This is a genomic window from Peterkaempfera griseoplana, from assembly GCF_001418575.1.
Classification (GTDB): Bacteria; Actinomycetota; Actinomycetes; order Streptomycetales; family Streptomycetaceae; genus Peterkaempfera; species Peterkaempfera griseoplana.
Map to the genome: position 1 here is coordinate 19,051 of NZ_LIQR01000001.1, position 24,167 is coordinate 43,217.

The 24,167-nt window shown below is 72.8% G+C and carries 16 protein-coding genes and 1 pseudogene; 3 read left to right on the plus strand and 14 right to left on the minus strand.

Going from position 1 to position 24,167, the window contains the following annotated elements; genetic code table 11:
- Window positions 1–49 precede the first annotated feature (49 nt).
- The 3 genes and pseudogenes from AOK09_RS00080 to nrdR all read right to left on the minus strand — a co-directional run.
- Window positions 50–1,009: pseudogene (locus AOK09_RS00080) on the minus strand (RNA polymerase subunit sigma-70); the annotation flags it as partial.
- Window positions 1,010–1,190: 181 nt separating this feature from the next.
- Complete coding sequence (locus AOK09_RS00085; RefSeq protein WP_055584993.1) at window positions 1,191–4,097, minus strand: vitamin B12-dependent ribonucleotide reductase; 2,907 nt, start codon at window positions 4,095–4,097, stop codon at window positions 1,191–1,193.
- A gap of 100 nt (window positions 4,098–4,197) precedes the next feature.
- Window positions 4,198–4,695 (minus strand): transcriptional regulator NrdR, encoded by a 498-nt coding sequence (gene nrdR, locus AOK09_RS00090; protein ID WP_055584994.1) that lies wholly within the window; start codon window positions 4,693–4,695, stop codon window positions 4,198–4,200.
- Between the two features lie 506 nt (window positions 4,696–5,201).
- Between nrdR and lexA the strand changes: the two genes are divergently transcribed.
- A complete protein-coding gene (gene lexA, locus AOK09_RS00095; RefSeq protein ID WP_245687046.1) occupies window positions 5,202–6,059 on the plus strand; it encodes a transcriptional repressor LexA in 858 nt (285 codons plus the stop codon).
- Between the two features lie 112 nt (window positions 6,060–6,171).
- On the opposite strand, the gene AOK09_RS00100 is transcribed toward lexA, so the two are convergent.
- The 4 genes from AOK09_RS00100 to AOK09_RS37140 form a co-directional block, all read right to left on the minus strand.
- Window positions 6,172–8,154, minus strand: a complete 1,983-nt coding sequence (locus AOK09_RS00100; protein ID WP_055585004.1) for an ATP-dependent DNA helicase — start codon at window positions 8,152–8,154, stop codon at window positions 6,172–6,174.
- A 151-nt stretch (window positions 8,155–8,305) separates the two neighbouring features.
- Window positions 8,306–10,180: an IucA/IucC family protein gene (locus tag AOK09_RS00105; protein ID WP_055584996.1), complete on the minus strand. Its 1,875-nt coding sequence runs from the start codon at window positions 10,178–10,180 to the stop codon at window positions 8,306–8,308.
- Window positions 10,181–10,346: 166 nt separating this feature from the next.
- On the minus strand, window positions 10,347–10,952 hold the full coding sequence (locus AOK09_RS00110) for a GNAT family N-acetyltransferase (RefSeq protein ID WP_079062595.1): 606 nt from the start codon (window positions 10,950–10,952) through the stop codon (window positions 10,347–10,349).
- Window positions 10,949–12,874 (minus strand): IucA/IucC family protein, encoded by a 1,926-nt coding sequence (locus AOK09_RS37140; RefSeq protein WP_407675315.1) that lies wholly within the window; start codon window positions 12,872–12,874, stop codon window positions 10,949–10,951. Before AOK09_RS37140 ends, AOK09_RS00110 begins: the two co-directional genes overlap by 4 nt.
- Window positions 12,875–13,226: 352 nt before the next feature.
- Between AOK09_RS37140 and AOK09_RS00120 the strand changes: the two genes are divergently transcribed.
- Window positions 13,227–14,555 (plus strand): trypsin-like serine peptidase, encoded by a 1,329-nt coding sequence (locus tag AOK09_RS00120; protein ID WP_055584998.1) that lies wholly within the window; start codon window positions 13,227–13,229, stop codon window positions 14,553–14,555.
- An 81-nt stretch (window positions 14,556–14,636) separates the two neighbouring features.
- Here AOK09_RS00120 and hflX read toward each other — a convergent pair whose 3' ends face one another.
- The 5 genes from hflX to miaA all read right to left on the minus strand — a co-directional run bounded on the left by hflX (window position 14,637) and on the right by miaA (window position 21,397).
- Window positions 14,637–16,142, minus strand: coding sequence for a GTPase HflX (hflX, locus tag AOK09_RS00125; protein ID WP_055584999.1), 1,506 nt, complete (start codon window positions 16,140–16,142; stop codon window positions 14,637–14,639).
- Between the two features lie 61 nt (window positions 16,143–16,203).
- Window positions 16,204–18,522, minus strand: a complete 2,319-nt coding sequence (locus AOK09_RS00130; protein WP_079062600.1) for a RelA/SpoT family protein — start codon at window positions 18,520–18,522, stop codon at window positions 16,204–16,206.
- 241 nt (window positions 18,523–18,763) lie between these two features.
- Window positions 18,764–19,651, minus strand: coding sequence for a diaminopimelate epimerase (gene dapF / locus AOK09_RS00135; protein WP_245687047.1), 888 nt, complete (start codon window positions 19,649–19,651; stop codon window positions 18,764–18,766).
- 46 nt (window positions 19,652–19,697) lie between these two features.
- Window positions 19,698–20,228 (minus strand): hypothetical protein, encoded by a 531-nt coding sequence (locus tag AOK09_RS00140; protein ID WP_079062597.1) that lies wholly within the window; start codon window positions 20,226–20,228, stop codon window positions 19,698–19,700.
- A 209-nt stretch (window positions 20,229–20,437) separates the two neighbouring features.
- Window positions 20,438–21,397: a tRNA (adenosine(37)-N6)-dimethylallyltransferase MiaA gene (gene miaA / locus AOK09_RS00145; RefSeq protein WP_055585000.1), complete on the minus strand. Its 960-nt coding sequence runs from the start codon at window positions 21,395–21,397 to the stop codon at window positions 20,438–20,440.
- Between the two features lie 75 nt (window positions 21,398–21,472).
- Here miaA and AOK09_RS38685 point away from each other — a divergent pair, with 75 nt between their 5' ends.
- Window positions 21,473–21,709, plus strand: coding sequence for an antitoxin (locus AOK09_RS38685; protein WP_055585001.1), 237 nt, complete (start codon window positions 21,473–21,475; stop codon window positions 21,707–21,709).
- Window positions 21,710–21,718: 9 nt separating this feature from the next.
- Here AOK09_RS38685 and AOK09_RS38690 read toward each other — a convergent pair whose 3' ends face one another.
- Window positions 21,719–22,441 (minus strand): class III extradiol ring-cleavage dioxygenase family protein, encoded by a 723-nt coding sequence (locus tag AOK09_RS38690; protein ID WP_055585007.1) that lies wholly within the window; start codon window positions 22,439–22,441, stop codon window positions 21,719–21,721.
- A gap of 125 nt (window positions 22,442–22,566) precedes the next feature.
- The gene (miaB, locus tag AOK09_RS00160; protein ID WP_055585002.1) at window positions 22,567–24,051 is read right to left on the minus strand and encodes a tRNA (N6-isopentenyl adenosine(37)-C2)-methylthiotransferase MiaB; all 1,485 of its coding nucleotides are present in this window, start codon (window positions 24,049–24,051) and stop codon (window positions 22,567–22,569) included.
- Window positions 24,052–24,167 lie beyond the last annotated feature (116 nt).

Genomic DNA, 24,167 nt, shown 5'->3' on the forward strand with positions numbered 1-24,167 from the left:
CGCCCCGGGTGCGCCGCCCATCGACGCGGAGCGACTGCACCCCCCGTACTCAGCACGGCCGTTGGGGCCCGTCGGCCTCGACCCGGAGCGGCAGGGCGAAACCCTCCAGCACATGCGGATCCCCGAACACGGCGTTGTGCGTGACCCGGCCACCGGCAACGGTGAAGACCTGCAGGGTGTGCAGTCGGCGTCCGCCGCCGGGCTCCGGCGCATAGGCGGCGAGCGCGGGCTGCCCGTTGGCGGTGAGCTGCCGCATGCCCCACCCGCCCCCGCGCATCCGGAAGACCCGCTCGATGAACAGGCCGTAGTCCCGAGCACCCCGGTACCACAGCGGCACCGGCGGCATCTCCAGGATCGCGTCGTCGGCCAGCAGCCGCACCAGCGCGGTCACATCGGCCGCCTCGAACGCCCGCACATAGCGCTGGATCACCGCACGCACCTCGCGGTCGTCCGGCTCGCTCAGCTCCCCGGCATCGCCCACACCGGCGAGGGCCGCGCGGGCGCGCTGCAGTGCGCTGTTGACGGCGGGAACCGTGGTCCCCAGCTGCTCGGCGACCTCGGCGGCGGAGAACGCCAGCACCTCCCGCAGGACGAGCACCGCACGCTGGCGAGCCGGCAGATGCTGTACGGCGGCCACCCAGGCGAGCCGGAGGTCGGCCCGTACCTCCACGTCGAACCGTGCGTCAGGGAACGGCTCCAGCCAGGGGACGTCCAGCGACGGCACCAGCGGAGCCCCGGTGTCCTCGCTCGGCGTTCCCAGACCGGACGGCAGCGGACGCCGGCCGCGTCCCTCCAGCGCGGTCAGGCACGCATTGGCGGCGATCCGGTACAGCCAGGTACGGACCGAGGCACGCTCCGGGTCGTAGCGGTCGCGGGCCTTCCAGGCGCGCAGCAGGGTCTCCTGCGCCAGGTCCTCGGCCTCGTGGAACGAGCCCGTCATCCGATAGCAGAACGCCACCAACTCGCCCCGGTACGCCCCGAACTCCATCCGCTCATCATGCCGGACCGCACCCCCCGTCGTTGCCCGGGCCGGAAAGCAGCCCCGAGAACGGGGCCTCCCCCGAAACGGCGTGTCCCCCCGAAGCCCTGGGCCTCGGGGGGGGACACATCATCCGGTCACGCCGCCATCGGCCGGCGTTTCACCCGGGTCCCACTCCCACCGGCGGCGGAGGGGAACCCGGGGGCCGTACTCAGCTGCAGCCGCTGGTGGAGCCGCAGCCCTCGCAGAGGTAGCAGCTGCCGGCGCGGCGCATCTTGGTGCCGCAGGAGAAGCAGAGCGGAGCGTCGGCGTTCAGCCCCAGCTGGGCCTCGACCAGTTCGGTGGAGGAGTGGACCTGCACCGGGACCGGCTGCACGGCGGCCTTGGGGGCCGCGGGCACCTCGGTGGGGCGGCTCAGCTCGCGGGGGGCGGACTGTGCCAGTCCCTCGACGTCCATGTCCTCCTCGTCGGCCGGCTCGTAGGAGCCGGTCTCCAGGTGGCGCTGACGCTCGTCGGCGGAGTGGATGCCCAGCGCCGAACGGGTCTCGAAGGGCAGGAAGTCCAGCGCCAGGCGGCGGAAGATGTAGTCGACGATCGACTGGGCCATCCGCACGTCCGGGTCGTCGGTCAGACCGGCCGGCTCGAAACGCATGTTGGTGAACTTGGAGACATAGGTCTCCAGCGGCACGCCGTACTGCATGCCCACCGAGACGGCGATGGAGAAGGCGTCCATCATGCCCGCGAGGGTGGAGCCCTGCTTGGACATCTTGAGGAAGACCTCGCCGAGGCCGTCGTCCGGGTAGGAGTTGGCCGTCATGTAGCCCTCGGCGCCGCCCACCGTGAAGGAGGTGGTGATGCCCGGCCGGCCCTTGGGGAGGCGCTTGCGGACGGGGCGGTACTCGACGACCTTCTCGACGGGGGTCGCGGCGGCTGCCGGGGCGGACTGCTCGGCGGCCTTGACGTTCTTGGTCTTGGCGGAGAGCGGCTGGCCGACCTTGCAGTTGTCGCGGTAGATCGCGAGCGCCTTGACGCCGAGCTTCCAGGCCTCGAAGTAGATCTCCTCGACCTCTTCGACGGTGGCGCTCTCCGGCATGTTGACGGTCTTGCTGATGGCGCCGGAGATCCAGGGCTGGATCGCCGCCATCATCCGGACGTGGCCCATCGGGGAGATGGCCCGCTCGCCCATGGCGCAGTCGAAGACCTCGTAGTGCTGCGGCTTGAGACCGGGGGCGTCGACGACATTGCCGTGCTCGGCGATGTAGGCGACGACCGCCTCGATCTGCTCGTCCTGGTAGCCCAGGCGCTTCAGGGCGCGCGGGACGGTGCCGTTGACGATCTGCATCGAGCCGCCGCCGACCAGCTTCTTGAACTTCACCAGGGCGAGGTCGGGCTCCACTCCGGTGGTGTCGCAGTCCATCATCAGGCCGATGGTGCCGGTGGGGGCGAGCACCGACGCCTGGGCGTTGCGGAAGCCGTTCTCGGCGCCGATCCGCAGCACGTCCTGCCAGGTCTCGGTGGCGGCGGCCCAGACCGGGGTGTCCAGGTCGTCCATGCGCACCGCGGCGGTGTTGGCCTCGGCGTGCTGGCGCATCACCCGCTGGTGCGGCTCGGCGTTGCGGGCGTAGCCGTCGTACGGGCCGACGATGCCGGCCAGCTCGGCGGAGCGGCGGTAGGCGGTGCCGGTCATCAGCGAGGTGATGGCGCCGGCCAGGGCACGACCGCCCTCGGAGTCGTAGGCGTGGCCGGTGGCCATCAGCAGGGCGCCGAGGTTGGCGTAGCCGATGCCCAGCTGGCGGAAGGCCCGGGTGGTCTCGCCGATCTTCTCGGTGGGGAAGTCGGCGAAGCAGATGGAGATGTCCATCGCGGTGATGACCAGCTCGACGACCTTGGCGAAGCGCTCGGCGTCGAAGCCCTGCCCGCCGTTGGACGCCGTGTCGTCGCGCAGGAACTTCATCAGGTTGAGCGAGGCCAGGTTGCACGAGGAGTTGTCCAGGTGCATGTACTCGCTGCACGGGTTGGACGCGTTGATGCGGCCGGACTCCGGGCAGGTGTGCCAGTGGTTGATCACCGAGTCGTACTGGATGCCCGGGTCGGCGCAGGCCCAGGCGGCCTCGGCCATCTTGCGGAACAGCTTCTTGGCGTCGACGGTCTCGATGACCTCGCCGGTGAGGCGGGCCCGCAGGCCGAACTCGCCGCCCTGCTCGACGGCGGTCATGAACTCGTCCGAGACGCGGACGGAGTTGTTGGCGTTCTGGTACTGGACCGAGGTGATGTCGTCACCGCCAAGGTCCATGTCGAAGCCCGCGTCGCGGAGCGCGCGGATCTTCTCCTCCTCCTTCACCTTGGTGTCGATGAAGGCCTCGACGTCGGGGTGGTCGACGTCCAGCACGACCATCTTGGCCGCACGGCGGGTGGCGCCGCCGGACTTGATGGTGCCGGCGGAGGCGTCGGCGCCGCGCATGAAGGAGACCGGGCCCGAGGCGTTGCCGCCGGAGGTCAGCAGCTCCTTGCTGGAGCGGATGCGGGAGAGGTTCAGGCCGGCGCCGGAGCCGCCCTTGAAGATCATGCCCTCTTCCTTGTACCAGTCGAGGATCGACTCCATGGAGTCGTCGACGGCCAGGATGAAGCAGGCGCTGACCTGCTGGGGCTGCGCGGTGCCGACGTTGAACCAGACCGGCGAGTTGAAGGAGAAGACCTGGTGGAGGAGGGCGTAGGTCAGCTCGTGCTCGAAGATCTCGGCGTCGGCGGGAGAGGCGAAGTAGCCGTTCTCCTCGCCGGCGGCGCGGTAGGTCTTCACCACCCGGTCGATGATCTGCTTGAGGCTCCACTCCCGCTGCGGGGTGCCCACCGCGCCGCGGAAGTACTTGCTGGTGACGATGTTGACCGCGTTGACGGACCAGGAGTCGGGGAACTCCACGCCGCGCTGCTCGAAGTTGATCGAGCCGTCGCGCCAGTTGGTCATGACGACGTCACGACGCTCCCAGGTCACCTCGTCGTACGGGTGGACCCCGGGGGTCGTGTGGATGCGCTGAACCTGAAGGCCCCGGCCGGTCTTCGCGCCGCCCTTGCCGCTCTTGGCACGTGAGCCGCGTGCGGAGCCGCTCGTCGTATCGGTCACTTCTCCTCCTCCTGGGCAAACGCCCTGAGTGCCCCGCGACTTCCCGGGGCACCGCTTTTCTCGCATCAGACGGCCCGTGCGGGGCCTGGGCGCCCCGGTGTCAGGGCGCAGGGGCGGGGGCGGGCACCGCGGTGCCCTCCTCCGCCGCGGGAGGCCGCTCCGCGCGCAGCTCCGCGATCGCGGCCTCGAAGTCCTCGAGGGTGTCGTACGCCTGGTACACCGAGGCGAACCTCAGATAGGCGACGACGTCCAGTTCCTTGAGCGGGCCGAGTATGGCCAGACCCACGTCATGGGTGGACAGCTCGGCGCTGCCGCTGGACCGCACGCACTCCTCGACCCGCTGCCCGAGGACCGCCAGGGCGTCCTCGGTGACGGGCCGCCCCTGACATGCCTTGCGCACGCCGGAGATGACCTTGTCGCGGCTGAAGGGCTCGGTGACCCCGCTCCGCTTGATCACCGTCAGCGTGGCGGTCTCCACGGTGGTGAAGCGCCGGTTGCAGTCGGGGCACTGCCGGCGCCGCCGGATGGCGGTGCCGTCGTCGGTGGTGCGGCTGTCGACCACACGGCTGTCGGAGTGCCTGCAGAAGGGGCAGTGCATGGAAAGGCTCCCTCCTCCGGCAGCAGGCGTCACTCGGGTCCCGGGGGTCGCATCGGACCCCGGGAGCAGCGACAAGTGTAGGCGACGCCCGGACGGTCGATCCCCGAGGGGACCACAACCTGTGGGCGTGGGCATCACTCTAGCCACAAGATGTGGGGTCTGCTGCAAGCACCGTGGTGGTGTGTCCGTAGCCTCCGGCTCACCCCGCGCAATCGCCGCTGGTCAGCGCGGAGGAGCGAAGCCGGACGCTCCGAGGGCGCCGGGAGTGTCGCTCGAAGGGGGCTCGCGGGCCCCTCCTCCGGGGCTTTCGGAGAGGGGCTGCCGGGGATGGAGATCACGACTAGACTGCCCTTGTCGAACACTTGCACGGTGCTGGCAATACACCCAGAACCTTGATCAAGTCAGGCGACCCGCGGGAAATTCACTCGAACGTGTGTTTGGCGCAACCTTTCGATAGGAACTACCGTTGGCTTATAGAGGGAGAACATCCGTCGAGAGGGGCCGCCGTGACCACCGCAGAAAGCAGCACCGTCCCGGTGCAGGAACGCTCTCAGAATTCCCTGGAGCAGAGTTCCATGAGCCGCAGTGAGGACGACCGGCGCAGCGCCGGCTCCGGACGGGTTCCCGACCAGCCCGTCGAACACGCGGCGGTACAGGACACGGTGCTGCACGGCGGGCATCACGAGGTGCAGACCCGTTCCCTGCCCGGCCGCCCGCCCGGAATCCGCACCGATGAATCCGGTCTGACCGATCGGCAGCGCCGGGTGATCGAGGTCATCCGGGATTCGGTGCAGCGCCGTGGATACCCGCCGTCCATGCGGGAGATCGGCCAGGCCGTCGGCCTGTCCAGCACCTCCTCCGTCGCCCATCAGCTGATGGCTCTGGAGCGCAAGGGATTCCTGCGGCGCGACCCCCATCGGCCGCGTGCCTATGAGGTGCGCGGGGTGGAGGTGGCCCGGCCGAATACCGCGGACACCGCGGGCAGGCCCTCCACCTCCTATGTACCGCTGGTGGGCCGGATCGCCGCCGGTGGCCCCATTCTTGCCGAGCAGACCGTCGAGGACGTCTTCCCGCTGCCGCGCCAGCTCGTGGGCGACGGCGAGCTGTTCGCACTCAAAGTCAGCGGCGACTCGATGATCGAGGCGGCCATCTGCGACGGCGACTGGGTCACCGTTCGGCGGCAGCCGGTCGCCGAGAACGGCGACATCGTGGCCGCGATGATCGACGGTGAGGCCACCGTGAAGCGCCTCAAGCGAGAGGACGGCCATATCTGGCTTATGCCTCACAACAGTGCATATGAGCCCATCCCCGGCGACAATGCCACCATTCTCGGCAAGGTGGTCGCGGTTCTTCGGCGCATCTGACGCCAGCAGAACCGCCCTCCGGTCAGCCCTCGAAGCCGCGGGCTCCGACTCCCCCAGCACGGGGAGTCGGAGCCCGCGGCTTCGTCACGACGGGGGGACGAAGGCCGGCCGGTTATCCGCGCCGGGCCACCGGCTTCGGCTCGGGAGCCGACCCATTGATGGCCGCCAGCGAACGGCGCACCTGATTGCGGTCGGTGGTGTACCAGAAATCCGGCATGGAGGAGCGGAAGAATCCGCCGTAACGGGCCGTGGCCAGCCGCGGATCCAGCACGGCGACCACGCCGCGGTCGTCCGCCGCCCGCACCAGCCGGCCGGCGCCCTGGGCCATCAGCAGCGCCGCATGGGTCGCCGCCACCGCCATGAATCCATTACCCCCGGCCTGCTCCACCGCCTTCTGCCGGGCACTCATCAGGGGGTCGTCGGGCCGGGGGAACGGAATGCGGTCCATGACCACCAGCTGGCAGGCCGAACCGGGCACATCCACGCCCTGCCACAGCGACAGGGTGCCGAAGAGACAGGTCTCCGCGTCCGAGGCGAACGCCCTGATGAGCTCGCCCAGGGTGTCCTCACCCTGCAGCAGGATGGTGTTGTCCACCCGCTCCCGCAGCGCCTCCGCCGCGGTCTGTGCGGCCCGCATGGAGGAGAAGAGGCCCAGGGTGCGCCCACCGGCCGCACCGATCAGCTCCGCCAGCTCGTCCAGCATCTGCGGGCGGTCGGGCTCCCGGCCCGGTGGCGGCAGATGCCGGGCGACATAGAGGATCCCCTGCTTGGGATAGGCGAACGGCGAGCCCACATCCAGGCCCCGCCACCCCGGCGGAGCCCCCTCCCCGCGCTCCCGCTCCGGCTCGTCCGCACTGCGCTGCTCCGGAAGCCGTCCCTCCGGCGGCAGGCCGACCGAGGCCGCCACCCCGCCGAAGTCCCCGCCGAGCTTGAGGGTGGCCGAGGTGAGCACCACCGAGCGCTCCGCGTAGAGCCGCTCCCTCAGCAGCCCCGAGACGGTGAGCGGGGCGACCCGCAGCGAGGCCGTACCCAGGCCGAAGCGCTCGCTGCGCTCGATCCACACCACGTCGTAGGGGGACTCCTCCAGCAGGCGGTCGGCGGTGTCATGCAGGGTCTCGGCGGACGCCAGGGCCTGCTTGCGCACCGCGTCCTCGTCGGAGAGCGTCTTGTCCCGGACCTCGCCCAGCGAGGTGATCACCGCGCGGCAGGCCTCCCGGATCGCCGCCACCGCATAGGCGAGGTTCTCCGGCAGCTCCTCGACCCGGCCGGGCTGGGCGATCTCCATCAGCCCGTGGTAGTTCTCCGCGGCGGCCTGGAGGGAGTCCACCGCCTTCTCGTTGGCCAGCTTGGCGGCCCTCTTGACCGTGCGGTTGACCGCGGTCGCGGAGAGCTCCGCGGTGGCCACTCCGGTGACTCGGGAGACCAGCTCATGGGCCTCGTCGACGATCAGCAGCTCATGCTCCGGGAGCACCGGTGCGCCCTCGATGGCGTCGATCGCCAGCAGCGCGTGGTTGGTGACCACCACATCGGCCAGCTTGGCCCGCTCCCTGGCCGCCTCCGCGAAGCAGTCCTGCCCATAGGGGCAGCGACTGGCGCCGAGGCACTCCTTGGAGGTCACCGACAGCTGCGCCCACGCCTTGTCGGAGACACCGGGGGTGAGGTCGTCCCGGTCACCGGTCTCGGTGTCGTTGGCCCAGTCCCGCAGCCGCAGGATGTCCTTGCCCAGCTTGCTGCTGGGACCGCCGAGCGCCTCCGCCGGGTCGAAGAGGCCCTCGCCCTCGTCGCTGGGGGCGCCCTCGTTGGCACGGTGCAGGCAGAGGTAGTTGGAGCGGCCCTTGAGCATCGCGAAGAGGGGCTTGCGGCGCAGCAGCGGGTGCAGCGCCTCCACCGTGCGCGGCAGATCCCGCTCGACCAGCTGGCGCTGCAGGGCCAGCGTGGCGGTGGCGACCACCACCCGGTCGCCGTGGGCGAGGGCCGGCACCAGATAGGCCAGCGACTTGCCGGTGCCGGTGCCCGCCTGGACCAGCAGATGCTCACCGGTGGCGACCGCGTCGGCGACGGCCTCGGCCATCTGGACCTGTCCGGGGCGCTCCATGCCGCCGACAGCGGTGACGGCGGCATGGAGGAGTTCCCGAATACGAGCGCGGTCGGCGTCCGGCACGGCATGGGCGGCGGTCTCGTCCGCGGCGCCGGCCTCGGGCCCCGCTGCGGGGGGTGGGGAGTCGTTCGTCATGGCACCCCCCACCCTACGGGGCGCCACTGACAGTGGTGCGGCTGTCACCGGACCTGCCGGGCGCGGGCAGCGGGGCCGGCCGGTGCAGCGGGTTGGGCACCGTGCCGTGGACGGCGGCGTGGGGGCGCTGCGGACGGTCCCGGTAGCCGTCCAGCAGCAGCCGGTTGCGGTTCAGGCAGAGCCGCTCGATACGCGGGGTGAGCAGGTCGAAGAGGGCGAACCGGCCGGCCAGGCCGGGGAACCGCCGCTGGTAACCGGTGATCTCGTCGCGGACCATCCCCCAGAACTCCTCCTCCGGCACCCCGAGCCGGTCCTCCAGCAGCGGTGCCAGATAGCGGAAGACACCGACGAAGAGCCCGGAATGGATGAACTGACAGAGGAAGTCGGGTCGCTCCCGCAGCAGCACCCCGGCGACCTCGGCGGGCATCGACTCCAGCTCGGGCAGCGGCCGGTCGCTGACATTGACGTCGTCCACGAAGTCCTTGACCGCGAGCCGCACCGGGACGTCCCGGTGGTCGAAGACCACGATGGCGTTCTCACCGTGCGGGGAGAAGACGGTCCCGTAGCGGTAGAGGAAGTGCAGCAGCGGCGGCAGCATCGCCGCGAACAGCCGGCGCAGCCAGTCGCGGGGCGTCAGTCCCGACCGGGCCACCAGTTCCGCCGTCAGCGGCTGCCCGTCGCTGCCGGTCTGCAGCAGCGCGGCGAGCGTCCGGGCGCGCTCTCCGGGCGCCAGCCGGCCGGCCAGGGGTTCCCGCCAGATCGCGCCCAGCAGCTCCTTGTACTGGTACGGCACCTCCGGCAGCCCGCCGTACACCGGATGCTCGACGGTGACCGAGGCCACCTCGCCCAGCAGCACCACCCGGCACTCGTCCCGCAGGAAGGGGTCCTGGTCGTGGAGGCTGCGGACCCAGGCGGTGACGGCGGGCGCGGCCAGCGTGCGCTCGGTGGGCAGGCCCCGCCAGACCAGGGTGTTGAGGATGGAGAGCGGCAGTTTCACATGGTGCCGGTCGGGACGGCTGGTGTTGAGGAAGGTCCGGATGGACTGCTGGGGAAGCCTGAGGTCGCCGTCGGCCGGCAGCGGCACGATGTCCCCGGCGGCGATGGAGGGGGCGAAGAGCGGGACCACGGTCTCGTCCCACTGCCAGGGGTGGACGGGCAGCAGCAGATAGTCGCCGGGTTCGGCTCCCCGGCCGCGCAGCACCCGGTGGAACTCCTCGCGGGTGGCCGGGTCGAGTTCCCGGTCGTAGAGGAGTTCCGGGGTGGCCAGCTCGGCGGTGCCGCGGTAGCGGGCCAGCCGGGTGTGGACGGCGATCCACGGCAGCCGCTGCGGTACCCGGGACTCGGGGGCCCAGCGGGCGGTGTCGGTGGCGGAGAAGCCCAGCCGGCCCTTGCTGGGGACGATCCAGGGGTGCCCGGTCTGCCTGCCCTCCAGGTCGGCGTGGTCGAGCTCGGCGAGTTCCGCCGCGGTGAGCCCGGTGCCGGCGTGGTGGGCGTCGGCCAGCAGGGTGGCGGTCAGCTCGCGGACCAGGTGTCCGGTGGTGTCTCCGGCCAGGCCCAGCGGGCGGCGGGCGGACCGCAGCAGCCGCAGCGGGTCCGGCTCCGCCCCGCCGGGGGCGGTGATGCTCGCCGGATCGATCTGCCAGCTGCCGTACGCACCCCGGCGGGCCAGGAAGTGGTAGTCGCCGTCGGGCAGCGCCAGGCGGTAGGGCCGGGCGGGGCCGCCCGCCGCGGCGGCGTCCATGGTGAGCGGCTGGGGGGCGAACAGCTCCTCGTAGGAGAACTCGGCGATCATCTTGGCCGTCAGCCCGCGGCAGGCCTGCTGCCAGCGGGCCGGGGTGAGCTGCGGCGGGAGGTGCAGCGGGGTTTCGGGGACCGGGGACTTCTGCACGGTGGGCTCCTGGGATGCGGGGAGGACCGGATTTGGTGCGGGTACGGGTGGTCCGCGGGTACGGCGGCGCGGGCCGCGGCGCAGGTGCGGCGGCTCCGGCTCGGCTGGGCCCCGGCCCGGGTCGGCGGGCGAGGGTTCCCTGAGTGATGGGGACCGGGAGGAGGGGTCAGGGGCTGCGGCGTGCAGCGGTGGCGGGCCGGACGCGCCGGCGGACCATCAGCACGGCGCGTTTGTCGGGGAGTTCCAGCTCGACGGTACGGCGGAACCCCGCCCTCGCGAAGGCCGCGACCGAGGCGAGATTGCGGATGTCGGGCTCTGCGACCACCCGGTCGCAGGCCGGACGGGCCCTCAGCACCCGGTCGGCGACGGCCCTCAGCAGTAGACTCCCGAGCCCCCTGCCACGGGTGTCGGCCGGACCGAGGAGCAGATGGATCCCGGTGTCATGGGGCCGGGCCGGGTAGTGGCGGCCCAGCGGGTCGAGATCGGCCCGGTAGACCTCCCAGTAGCTCATGGCCCGGCCGCCGAGGACGCCCAGGCAGGGGACGCTGCGTCCGTCGCCGCCGAGCTGGACGCGCAGATGGTCCTCAACGGTCCGCACGGGACCGTCGAGGTGCCAGAACTCGGCCACCGCCGGATCGTTCATCCAGCCGACGAGCAGCGGGAGGTCGTCGGGCAGCCGGACCGGCCGCAGCCGGAACGCCCCGGCTACGGTGGCCATCGCACCCCATCCGCCGACACCGTCCAGCAGGTCCGCCGGGGGCACGGTGGTCATCGGGCCCCGCAGCCGGCGGTGCCGTGGTCCGCCGGCAGTCCGGCGGACACCGGTCCGGTCGCGGACGGCGACACCGGGTTGGGGACGGTGACATAGACGGACTGCGTCTCCACCGGGCCGACCAGCTCGTCCATCCCGTGCAGTCGGGTCAGCAGATTGGCCTTGCAGCGCAGGGTCGGGGAGTCCAGCAGTCGCGCCGGAAGGGTGGAGCCGGTGGCGACCGTGCGGTCCGCCGCCAGGAAGCGCCGCAGCGCGGCCAGCAGCAGACGCTCGTCGGCCAGCCGCTGGGAGCCGAAGGCACCCACCAGGCCCAGGAGATGGTTGATGCCCAGGTAGTAGGCGAAGCGCTCATCGGCCACCGCGTCGTCCACGAAGGTGTCGCTGAGCGCACCGATGCCGGGCAGCCGGGCCTCCAGGGCCGCCTCCCTCGACCGCCGGAAGTAGTAGCCCTGGTTGTCCCGGTAGCGGCCGCCGACCGGCCAGCCGTCGTGGTCGAGCTGCACCAGGCTGTTCTGCTGGTGGGCCTCCAGCGCCACCCCGGCCCGTCCGTCCAGCCAGAGCACGGGCAGCACCACGGCGTCCAGATAGCGCAGGAACCACTCGGTGGCGACGGTGGCCGGTGCCCGGCCGGTGCGGCGGGCGAGTCCGTGCAGCAGATCGGCCAGAACGGAGGGGACGGCGTCCCGCTCCGGTGCCGCCGGGTCGGGCAGCGGGCGCTCGGCGACCAGCCCGGCGACACAGAGCACCCGGTCGCCCGGCCCGAAGGGCTGCAGCCGGATCCCGGTGTCCAGGCCGCCCGCGGCTCCCGGAACGGCGCCGGGCAGGTCGACGCCCAGCCATGCCGGGTCGCGGACGATGTCGAAGCGCGGGTGACGGCTGCGCCACTCCGCCGCCAGACCGCTCTCCAGCAAGCGGTGGACCTCCACCCCCCGGTGGAGCTCCTTGCGGAGGTTCTCCCGGCGGGAGTTGGTGATGCGCAGTCCGAGGGAGAGCTTGAGCATCCAGGGGGTGCCCGGCCGGCAGACCGTGCGTACTGAGGAGGTGGGATACCAGAAGTCCCCGTGCGGGCCGAGGTCGTGGAGCCGCCCCTCCTCCAGCAGCGCCCGGACGGCGGGGCGCAGCGCCAGCTCCCGGGCCTGCCAGGGGTGCAGCGGCAGCGCGACCGTACCGGGGGGCAGCGGTGCGGCGCGGCCGAGCAGCTGGGCGGTGATCCGCGGGGCCGATGCCTCCAGTGCGGAGTCGGTGGCCACCAGGGACCGGTCCGCCGCGAACCAGTGCAGCCGGAAGGAGCCACGCAGCTCCGGGGAGTAGGCGGCGGCCTCGGTGTCCCCGATGCCGTCGCGGCTCTTCGGCGTCGGGTGCAGGGGGTGCCCCAGCAGCAGGGCCTGCTCCCCGTCGAGGAAGGGAAAGGTCACCGAGCCTGCCGCCGGGCGGGGGTGGCGGCGGCGGTGCCCCAGGAACTGCGTGGTGCGGCGCACCGAGTCGGCCACCCGCCCGGTGAGGTCGGCGATCCCCGCGGCACCCTCGGCGCCGGCCTCGCGGGTGAGCAGGGCCGCGGTGGTGACGGCGTCGACCGGCGCTCCGGCCAGGTCCTCCCGCTGCCCGGCGGCGCCGGGCACCGGCGCCCGGGGGGTCAGCAGAGCGGGGCCGAAGCGGTGCCAGCCCGCCGCGGACCAGTGCCGGACGGGCACGGTGAGGCGGGCGGCCCCTGCCGCCACGGGGATGCGCAGCACCCCGTCGCGGGGCGCGGGCACCCCGGTCTCCCGTACCCAGCAGCGCAGCAGGCTCTCGGTCGCGGCGTGGTCGGCGGCGGTCGCGGGGTCCGGGTGCAGCAGCGGGTCCAGGCCGTGCCGGCTCCCGGACCCGGTCTGCTGGGCGGGGACCGGATCGGCCGGACCGGGGCCGGCGAGGGCGGGGTTCACGGGCGCCTCCAGCTGGGTGCGAGGGTTCCGGGTGGCGTGGGGCGGCAGCGGCGCAGCCCGGACACCTCCGCGAAGTGGCGGGTAAGGCTTACCTTCCTTCGACTGCACAGAGCAAGTGGGCACCCACTCGAAGTAGTGATCCGTCCGGCGGAGTTCATTCCTGGGGGTGACATCGCGAACCGTCCGGACCCGGCGCCGCGTAGCCAGGACGCAGGGGCTGTCACGGGACGGTGACTGTTCGTCAGCGATCGCAACCAGGGGGTCGCCGTGCACCGTCCCCCGCTGCAGTGGGACAGTAGTCGCCGAACGACGACGGCCGAGCCGTGTCTTGAACTCTGGGGGAACTGAGTCCATGTCACCCATACGCAGGGGCGACCTGCGTCGTCGCACGACCCGCACCCGTACCCGTACCGCCCTCGGGGCCGCAGCACTGGCCTGCGTCACCCTGGTCGGAGTCACCGCCTGCAACGACAACGGCGGCTCGTCCGACGGCTCGGTCACCGCACACGGCACATCCGGCGGCGACATCGGCGGCCTGCCGTCCGACCTGCCGAGCGGCCTCGCCAGCGCACTGCCCAGCGGCCTGCTGGACGGCCTGCCCAGCAGCCTGGACGAGTTGAAGAACTGGAACTTCGACGACTGGGACAAGTGGGCCGAGGAGCATGTCTTCAACAATCCGGTGATCAAGGGTCTCTGGGATCCGGAGAAGATGAAGAAGGCCAAGCCCAAGGACCAGGCCCCGCCGTCCGACAATCCCGGCGGCGCCTCCGGCGGCGGCACGTCGGGTGGCGGCAGCACGGGCAGCGGCACCACGGGCGGCGGCAGTACCACCGGCGGCAACAGCGACGGCAGCAGCGGCGGCGGCATCGGCCCCAACGACCCCGAGCCGGCCCCGATCCGGGCCACCGCGATCGCGCGCCCGTACCCCGGGTCCGTCGGGAAGATCTTCTTCGACGAGCCCGACGGCACCGCCGTCTGCTCGGGCACGGTGGTCACCGACCCCGCCCACCCCGGCAAGAGCAATCTGGTGTGGACCGCCGGGCACTGTGTGCACGGCGGCAAGGGCGGCGACTGGTACAAGCACATCATGTACGTCCCCGGCTACAACAGCACCGGTGTGGGCAGCGGCGGCCAGCAGTCGCTCGACAAGGCGCTGGCCCCGCTCGGCCAGTGGTGGGCGGACAAGATCGTCACCTCGCCGCAGTGGGCGGCCGAGGGACCGCCGGCCACGCACGGCCCGGTGAACAAGTCCAGCCAGTACGACTTCGCGGTGCTGCAGGTGCACAACCCGGAGGGTGACGGCCGCTCCCTGGAGGAGACGGTCGGCGGCGCCATCCCGGTCTGGTTCAACGCGCCCCGGCAGCAGCTGGCCCCGGTGGCCAACTGGGGCTACCCGGCGGCGAAGCCCTTCGACGGGCAGGAGCTCTACCGGTGCCGCAGTACGGTCCCTCCGGTGCGGATCTCCTATGACGCCTCACGGCCGCCGATGCTGGCCATCGGCTGCACCATGACCGCGGGGTCCAGCGGCGGCGGCTGGTTCGCCACCATGCCGAACGGCAGGACGGGGCTGGTGAGCAACAACTCCATCGGCCCGGTGGACCACCCGACCTGGGAGGCCGGGCCCTATCTGGGCACGGTGGCCCAGCAGATGTTCAACTACTTCGTGAAGAAGGCCGGCTGACCGCCCGGCCGCCGTGCGAACGCCGGAGGGCGGGAACCAGTCACCTGGTTCCCGCCCTCCGGCGTTGTGCCGTGCCTCGGCTCAGCCGCGTGCCGCGGCCACCGTGTACCGCTCCAGCTCGGCCGCCAGCTCCGCCGACACCTTGGCCCGCAGCAGGGTGCCCTCCGCGGTGTGCTCGGTGCCGATCAGCTCGCCCTCGGCGTGCACCCGGGAGACCAGGTCACCGCGGGTGTACGGGACCAGGGCCTCGACCTCGATCGAGGGCCTGGGCAGCTCGTCCTCGACCAGCTTCAGCAGCTCGTCGATGCCCTCGCCGGTGCGTGCCGACACCACCAGGGCGCGCGGCTCACGGCGCAGCAGCCGCTGGAGCACCAGCGGATCGGCCGCGTCCGCCTTGTTGATCACCACGATCTCCGGCACCTTCTGGGCGTCGACCTCGGTGATCACCTCGCGGACCGCCGCCAGCTGCGACTCCGGGTCGGGGTGCGACCCGTCGACCACGTGGAGGATGAGGTCGGCGTCGGCGACCTCCTCCATGGTGGAGCGGAACGCCTCCACCAGGTGGTGCGGCAGATGGCGGACGAAGCCCACCGTGTCCGTGATCGTGTAGACCCGGCCGCCGGGGGTGGACGCCCGGCGCACGGTCGGGTCGAGGGTGGCGAACAGGGCGTTCTCCACCAGCACGCCCGCCCCGGTGAGGCGGTTGAGCAGGGAGGACTTGCCGGCGTTGGTGTAGCCGGCGATGGCCACGGAGGGCACCTGGTGGCGCTTGCGCTCCTGGCGCTTGGTGTCGCGGCCCTTCTTCATGTCGGCGATCTCACGGCGGAGCTTGGCCATCTTCTCGCGGATGCGCCGCCGGTCGGTCTCGATCTTGGTCTCACCGGGACCACGGGTGGCCATACCGCCGCCCGAGGAGCCCGAGCCACCGCCACCCATCTGCCGGGAGAGCGACTGGCCCCAGCCTCGCAGCCTGGGCAGCATGTACTGCATCTGCGCCAGCGAGACCTGTGCCTTGCCCTCCCGGGACTTGGCGTGCTGGGCGAAGATGTCCAGGATCAGGGCCGTCCGGTCGACGACCTTGACCTTGACCACGTCCTCCAGGTGGATCAGCTGGGCCGGGGTGAGCTCACCGTCGCAGACGACGGTGTCGGCGCCCTCGGTCTCGACGATCTCCCGGAGCTCCCTCGCCTTGCCGGACCCGATGTAGGTCGCCGGGTCGGGTCGCTCACGGCGCTGGATCACACCGTCCAGCACCTGGGAGCCGGCCGTCTCGGCCAGGGCGGCGAGCTCGGCCAGGGAGGTCTCGGCCTCCTCGGCCGTCCCGTCGGTCCAGACGCCGACGAGCACCACACGCTCCAGGCGGAGCTGCCGGTACTCGACCTCGGTGACGTCCTGGAGCTCGGTGGAGAGACCCGCGACACGGCGCAGAGCGGCACGGTCGCTGCGGTCGTACTGGTCGCCGTCGTAGTCGAGGTCCTCGTCGATCACCGCGAGGTCCTCGTCCATGAGGGCTGCTGCCCGGAGGTCCTCCGGGCGTCGTGCGACACGCCCGGTGGAGTGGTCGCGGTTGTCGAACGTGGAGGTCATCGTGTCCTTAGGGTTCGTCGAACGGGTCTGCACCGGGAGCATGCCCGGCTTCCCGCCCGGCCTATCCCTCGGTACCTCTGGTGAACGTCGCAGACCTGCTGCGGATTCCCGAAGATGGTCGCACGCCCGGACGGGAGCGGTCATCTGCATTTGGCCTCCCGGTGGCGCCCGGGCCGGACCGGTAGACGTCGTAGACCCCGGAGACCCGCAGCATGGCGCGCATCAGCGGGGCCAGCACACCCGGGTCCGGCAGCTCCACCGTGTAGGTGTGGCGGACCCTGAGCTCCTGCGGAGGCTCCACGGCGGCGGAGACGATGCCGATGCCCTCGGCGGCGATGGCGGCGGTGAGGTCGGCCAGCAGCCTCGGACGGTCCAGCGCGTCGGCCAGCAGGGTGACCCGGTAGCCCGTCCGGCGCGGCCCCGAGGTCCAGCCCACCTCCACGGCGGGTCGTCCGGCGGCCCGCATCTGCCGCCCGGTGGGGCAGTCGCGGCGGTGCACCGCGACCGCCCCGCCGCGGATGGCGAAGCCGGTGACCCGGTCCGGGGGGACCGGGGTGCAGCAGCGGGCGAGCCGTACCGGGACCTCCGGCCGGCCGCGGACCTCCGCGGGCCCGGCGGCCCGCTCCGGTCCCGGCGCCCGGCCGTCCGGCGGCGGCTCCGCGGGGCGCTGCCCCACGGGGGCGTCGGCCGCGGCGCTCTCCGGGGCGATGACCGCGTCCGCGGCGGCTGCGGCGTCGGCGGGATGCTCGGCCAGCCAGTGCTCGATGGCCAGCCGGGCCCTCGGGGTCCGCACATGCCGCAGCCACTCCGGGGCGGGCCCCGAGGGCGCCCCCGGGCCGGGTTCGGTGAGGACGCCCACGATGTCGCCGTCGGAGAGCTGGGTGGACAGGGCGACCAGCCGCCCGTTGACCCGGGCGCCGATGCAGCGGTGGCCGATCTGCTCCCCCAGCGCATAGGCCGCGTCCACGCAGGTGGCGCCCGCCCGCAGGGTGAGGGTCGCGCCTTCCTCGGTGACCGCGGTGATCTCCCGGTCGTCGGAGAGGTCGGCGGTGAGCGTGGACCAGAAGGCGTCGGGGTCGGGGGTGTCCCGCTGCCAGTCCAGCAGCCGGCTGAGCCAGCCCGGGCGGGCCGGGTCGGTGCGGTCCAGCTCGTCACGGCCCGGGTCGGGGGTCTCCGGCTGGCGCGGACTGCCCAGCGCCACCACCCCGAACTCGGCGACCCGGTGCATCCGCCGGGTGCGCACCAGCACCTCGACCACGTTCTGCTGCTCGTCGGCCACCGCCGTGTGCAGCGACTGGTAGAGGTTGAACTTGGGCGCGGCCACGAAGTCCTTGAACTCGCCGGGCAGCGGCGTCCAGCAGGTGTGCAGCTCGCCGAGGACGGCGTAGCAGTCGGCGTTCTCCTCCACCACCACCAGTACCCGCCCCAGATCGGCGGGGCGCAGCTGCTGCGGACGACCGTCGGGCCCTGGCGCGGCCAGCCGCTTCAGCAGCACCCGGTGCGCGGAGACGCAGTGCCGGGGCCGCACCGTGACCTCGGCCGGCACCCCCGCCTCGGCGAGCTGGCGGCGCAGTCTGCCGGCGAAGTCGGCGAGCGGCCCGGTAGCGATGTCCCCGGCCGAGATCAGCGCGCTGGTACGGCCGTACTCCTCGGGGTGGAGGGTGGCGAAGACGATGTCCTCCAGTTCGGTCTTCACCACCTGGATGCCGAGCCGTTCGGCGAGCGGGATCAGCACGTCCCGGGTGACCTTGGCGATCCGCACCCGGCTGGCCGGCTTCATGTGCCGGATGGTGCGCATGTTGTGCAGCCGGTCGGCCAGCTTGATCACCATGACCCGGACGTCGTCACCGGTGGCCAGCAGCATCTTGCGGAAGGTCTCGGCCTCCGCGGCCGCGCCGAAGTCCACCTTCTCCAGCTTGGTGACGCCGTCGACCAGGTAGGCGACCTCCTCGCCGAACTCCGCACGCACCTGATCCAGCGTCATCTCGGTGTCCTCCACGGTGTCGTGGAGGAGCGAGGCGACCAGGGTGGTGGTCTCGGCGCCCAGTTGGGCGAGGATCACGGTGACGGCCAGCGGATGGGTGATGAAGGGTTCGCCGCTCTTGCGCAGCTGCCCCCGGTGGCCGGCCTCGGCACTCTGGTAGGCGCGGCCGAGCAGCGCCAGGTCCGCCCGGGGGTGGTGGGCACGGTGGGCCCGGACGATGGGCTCGATCGCATCGGGGAACGGGGCGCGGCCGGTGGCCAGCAGCGCCGCCCGGCCCGCTCTGCCCAGGGTGCCGCGGCCCAGCCGGCGGGCCGGTCTCGGGTCGGCGCACTCCGGCTGCGGCGCGGGCGGCGGGGTGTGCGCGCCGGGCGCAGGATCACCGGCGTGAACGGGCATGGGCACCTCCGGCAGCGAGCACCGGAGCGGCTCCCGACCCCGGTGGTCCATGCTACCGAGCCCACCACGGGCCGCGACGGCTCACCTCCGGAGCGTCAACAGGATCACCCGATCGGGGGGATTCAATGCCATTCGGCCTGGGCAAAGCCATGCACAACTGCGGCGCGCGCCGTCGGCGCACCCGCTACGGGCGCTCCGCACCGGCGCGCCGGGCGCCGGCGCGGAGCAGGGCCCAGCCCTGTCAGAGGTGAAGTGTGCCCTGGGCGACGATCACGGCCGGACCGGTCATCTCCACCCGGCCGTCGGGATGCTCGGTGATCAGCAGCCGGCCGCCGGGGACGTCCACCCGGTACGCCGCGGGGCGGCCGGTGACGGCCGGGTCGGCGCCGTGCCGGCGGGCCGCGGCGACCGCGACCGCGCAGGTGCCGGTGCCGCAGGAGCGGGTCTCCCCCGAGCCCCGCTCATGGACGCGCATCGCCACATGCCCGGGGCCGCGCTCTACCACGAACTCCACATTGACTCCGTCCGGGTAGACCCCGGCCGGGGAGACGGCGGGCGCCGTCAGCAGATCGCCCGCGTGGTCGAGGTCGTCGACGAAGACCACCGCGTGCGGGTTGCCCATGTTCACATTGCGGGCGGGCCAGCGGCGGGCTCCCACGGCGACCTCGACCGGGTCCGTCCCGGGCAGCACGGCGCGGCCCATGTCCACGGTGATCTCGCCGGGCCCGTCCGGGCCGTCCTTGGCGAGGTGCACCCGGCGGACACCCGCGCGGGTGGCGATGGCCACGTCCCCGGCCCCGGTGTGGCCCGCGTGGGCCAGATAGCGGGCGAAGACCCGGATGCCGTTGCCGCACATCTCGGCGACGGAACCGTCGGCGTTGCGGTAGTCCATGAACCACTCGGCCTCGGCGGCCATCCCGGCCGCCTCGGGGTGGGCGGCGGAGCGGACGACACGCAGCAGTCCGTCGCCGCCGATCCCGGCCCGCCGGTCGCAGAGCCGCGCGACGTCGGCCGGGCCGATGTCCAGCAGGCCGTCCGGGTCCGGCACGATCACGAAGTCGTTCTGGGTGCCGTGGCCCTTGAGGAAGGGGAGGCCCAGGGTGGTGCTGCCCGCGGTGTCATCGCTCACGGCGCCAGCCTACGGGGTCGGCCCCCGTCGCCGGGTGGGCGGCCCGTCAGCCCCTGAGCAGGGCCACCCGCCACACCCCGAGGCCCAGGGCGACCAGCCCCAGCAGGGTGTAGGCGGTGATGGCGCGCCAGCCGGCCCGCTCGGCGGAGCCGCGGCGCGGCAGGCCGGGCCAGGCGTAGCCGACCCGGCGGGCGGCCATCGCACCCCAGCCCACGGAGGCCGAGGTCAGCAGCAGTCCCAGCATGCCGACGACCGCGCCGCCGTCGCCGGACTCGAAGGCCAGCGGGAAGGCGAACATCAGCGAGCCGAAGATCCCGATGACCGCGATCGGCAGTGTCTGCCACCAGCGGAGCCTGCGGCGGGGGCGGATCTCCCGCTCGTGCACCACGCCCTCCGGCGGGGCGGTGATCCCGGGTCCGGCCGGCGCCGGGCGGTCGGCGCCGAAGGGGTCCTGCGGCTCAAGGGGCGAGAGGGAGGACAGAGGCGACCCGCCGAGGTCGGCAGGGGCCGCGGCTCGCACGCGGGGCGGGACGGCGCCCAGGCGCTGGTCCGCTTCGGGGCCGGTACCCGTCGACACGAGGCCTCCCCGAGCATTCGACGCATGGTGCGACAACAGCTTGTCACCCTGACGGGTCGATAATGGCATGCCCACATGCGGTCACCGCGCGTCACACGGCGTCCTCGGGTGATCCGTGGCCATGACGTGATCCTGCCGTGACCGCCGTGTCCCTCTGCACCTGCACGTGCGCAGGGCGTATGCACCGTCGCTTGGCCAAAACCCTGCCCTCAGTGTCCGGTGAGCACCCTGTCCAGAGCACATTCCAGCAGGTGGGAGCGGTCGGCGCCGGTTCCGCCGGGCAGCCAGTGGATCCGCGGGTCACGCCGGAACCAGGACTCCTGACGGCGTGCGAAGCGGCGGGTCGCCCGTACCGTCTCCGCCCGTGCCTCCTCCTCGCTGCACTCCCCCGCGAAGTGGGCGAGCACCTGCTGGTAACCGAGCGCCCTGGAGGCGGTACGCCCCTCCCGCAGCCCGTTCTTCTCCAGGACACGGACCTCGGCAAGCAGCCCCGCCTCCCACATCCGGTCCACCCGCAGCGCGATCCTGGCGTCCAGCTCCGGCCTCGGCACCCCGACGCCCAGCTGCACCGTGTCGTACACCGAGGTGTGGCCCGGGAGGTTGGCGGTGAAGGGGCGGCCGGTGATCTCCACCACCTCCAGGGCGCGGACGATCCGGCGGCCGTTGCTGGGCAGGATCGCCGCGGCGGCGGCGGGGTCCACGACCGCGAGCCGGGCATGCAGCGGGCCCGGCCCCTGCTCGGCCAGCTCCGTCTCCAGTGCGGCCCGGACCTGCGGATCGGTCCCGGGGAACTCCATGGCGTCCACCGCGGCCCGCACATACAGCCCGGAGCCGCCGACCAGCACGGGGGTGCGTCCGGCGGCGAGCAGCCGGTCGATCACCTCCCGGGCCAGCCGCTGGTACTCGGCCACACTGGCGGTCTCGGTGACGTCCCAGACGTCCAGCAGATGGTGCGGGACACCGCGCCGCTCCTCCGGGGTGAGCTTGGCGGTGCCGATGTCCATGCCGCGGTAGAGCTGCATGGAGTCGGTGTTGACCACCTCGCCTCCGAGCTCCCTGGCCAGGTCCACCGCGAGGTCGGACTTGCCCGCGGCGGTCGCACCGACGACGGCGACGACACGGGGCGGAGCGGGCGGCGGGGCGGGGCTGCGGCTGTCCGGGCTGGTCACGTCCCCCAGTCTGGCAGGTTGGGACCGGTGGAGCTGGGCAGAGGTATCTCCTGCGGACCTCCTGAGGAGACGCCCATGGGCATGATGGAGAAACTCAAGGACAAGGCCACCGAGCTGGCCGGCAAGCACGGCGAGCAGATCGACCATGGCCTGGACAAGGTCGGGCAGGCGATCGACAAGGCCACCAAGGGCAAGTACAGCGAAAAGATCGGCCAGGGCGCGGAGAAGGCCAAGCACGCGGTGGACGATCTCGCGGCGAAGGGCCAGCCGCCGCAGGGCAGCGGCCCCTCCGGCACCGCCACCCCCGGCTGACGGACCCCGTCAGCTCCAGGAGGCGACGAAGTAGCCGACCCCGTACGGCGCCTCGTCGCACAGCAGCCGGCCGCCGAGGCCCGCCTCCTCGGCGGCTCCGGCCAGTACCTGCCATGCCGCGCGGCCGCCGGCCTGCAGCTCGGCGGCCAGCGCCGGATCCAGGGCGGCGAGCGCCTTGGTGTCGGCCGCCAGCAGGGCCGCCGCCACCGAGGCGTCGAAGGGCTCGGCCCGCTCGTCCAGATAGCCCGGCGCCTTCAGCGAACGGCAGGCGCTGCCGTCACCGAGCACCAGCAGCGCGGTGCGCGGCGCGGCGGCGGCCAGTTCCGCCCCGATCCGCAGGCACTCCTCGGGCCGCTCGTCCGGACGTACGCAGCGGGCCTCGCAGGGGCCCGCCCAGCCGGCCTGCTCCAGCAGCCAGGCCCCCACCGCCACCGAGGTGGTGAGTTCCCCGTCTCCGTCGGCGCCGGGCTCGCGGCCCTGCCCCAGGCGGACCGTACGGTCCACACCGAAGCGGCGGAAGGAGCCCACGGCCCCCCGGCGGAACCGGTCGCGGCCGGTGTCCCCCTGGTCCGTGGGGCCGACCACCCACAGCCTGTCGGGCCGGGCCGCGGCCAGCTCGGCCAGCGCCTCGGCGCAGGCGGTGCGCAGCCCCTCCAGCTCGGGCGCGGCGCCCGAGGCGACCTCGGGGACCAGCAGCGGCGGGCAGGGGCACACGGCAGCGGCGACCAGCATGATCAGCACTCTACGGCCTGCCCCCGCGCGGTCGGCAACCCCGCACCCGGCCCCACCGGGCCGCGGGCGGCCGCCCACCGCACATGCCCCTCCCGGTCACCCGGGATCCGGGCGCGGTCCCGCCGTCAGTCGCAGCCGCAGCCCTGGGCCGGAGCCGCAGGCAGCGGGGCCGGGGCGCCGATGCCGGGCAGACCCAGCATCACTCCGGCGGGCCTGGCCGCGGGCGCGGCCTGCCGCCGCTCCCAGGCGTCACCGGCCCGGGTGCGGCGCACGGCGAGCGCGGGCCCCTCCGCGAGCAGATGGTGCGGGGCGGCGTACGTCACGGCGACCTGGACGGTGTCGCCCGGGCGGACCGGCTCCGCGGGCCGGGTGAAGTGCACCAGCCGGTTGTCGGGGGCCCGTCCGGACAGCCGGTCGGTGCGGTCGTCCTTGCGCCCCTCGCCCTCGGCGACCAGGACTTCGAGCGTGCGCCCGACCTGCTTCTTGTTCTCCTCCCAGGAGATCTCCTCCTGCAGGGCGACCAGCCGCTCGTAGCGCGCCTGCACGACCTCCTTGGGGATCTGGCCGTCCATCTCGGCGGCGGGGGTGCCGGGCCGCTTGGAGTACTGGAAGGTGAAGGCCTGGGCGAAGCGGGCCTCGCGGACCACGTGCAGGGTCTGCTCGAAGTCCTCCTCGGTCTCGCCGGGGAAGCCCACGATGATGTCGGTGGAGATGGCGGCGTCCGGCATGGCGGCGCGGACCTTCTCGATGATGCCGAGGTAGCGGTCCTGCCGGTAGGAGCGGCGCATCGCCCTGAGCACGCCGTCCGAACCGGACTGCAGCGGCATGTGCAGCTGGTGCATCACATTGGGGGTCTCGGCCATCGCGGCGATCACGTCGTCGGTGAAGTCGCGGGGGTGCGGGGAGGTGAAGCGGACCCGCTCCAGTCCGTCGATGCGGCCGCAGGCACGCAGCAGCTTGGAGAACGCCTCGCGGTCGCCGATGTCGGAGCCGTAGGCGTTGACGTTCTGGCCGAGCAGGGTGACCTCGATGACGCCTTCGGCGACCAGCGCCTCCACCTCGGCGAGAACGTCCCCGGGCCGGCGGTCCTTCTCCTTGCCGCGCAGCGCGGGCACGATGCAGAAGGTGCAGGTGTTGTTGCAGCCCACCGAGATCGCGACCCAGGCGGCGTACGCCGACTCACGGCGGGTGGGCAGCGTCGAGGGGAAGGTGTCCAGCGACTCCAGGATCTCCACCTGGGCCTCGGACTCGACCCGGGACCGCTCCAGCAGCGCCGGGAGGTGCCCGATGTTGTGGGTGCCGAAGACCACGTCGACCCAGGGGGCCTTGCGGACGATGGTGTCCCGGTCCTTCTGGGCCAGGCATCCGCCGACGGCGATCTGCATCCCCGCCTGCTTCGCCTTGACCGAGGCGAGCCGGCCCAGGTTGCCGTACAGCCGGTTGTCGGCGTTCTCCCGCACCGCGCAGGTGTTGAAGACGACGACGTCCGGGCTGCCGTCCTGGTCGGCCTTGACGTATCCCGCGTCCTCCAGCAGGCCGGACAGCCGCTCGGAGTCGTGGACGTTCATCTGACACCCGTAGGTGACCACTTGGTAGGTTCGCGCGCTCATCTCAACGCACAAGAGTACGCGCCCCGGAGCGGTGCCAGGGCGGCCCGCGGGGCCCGCCCGGCCGCCGCCCCTCCCCTTCGGCGGCTCCGGGTGGGAGGATCCCGCCCATGGCCGAC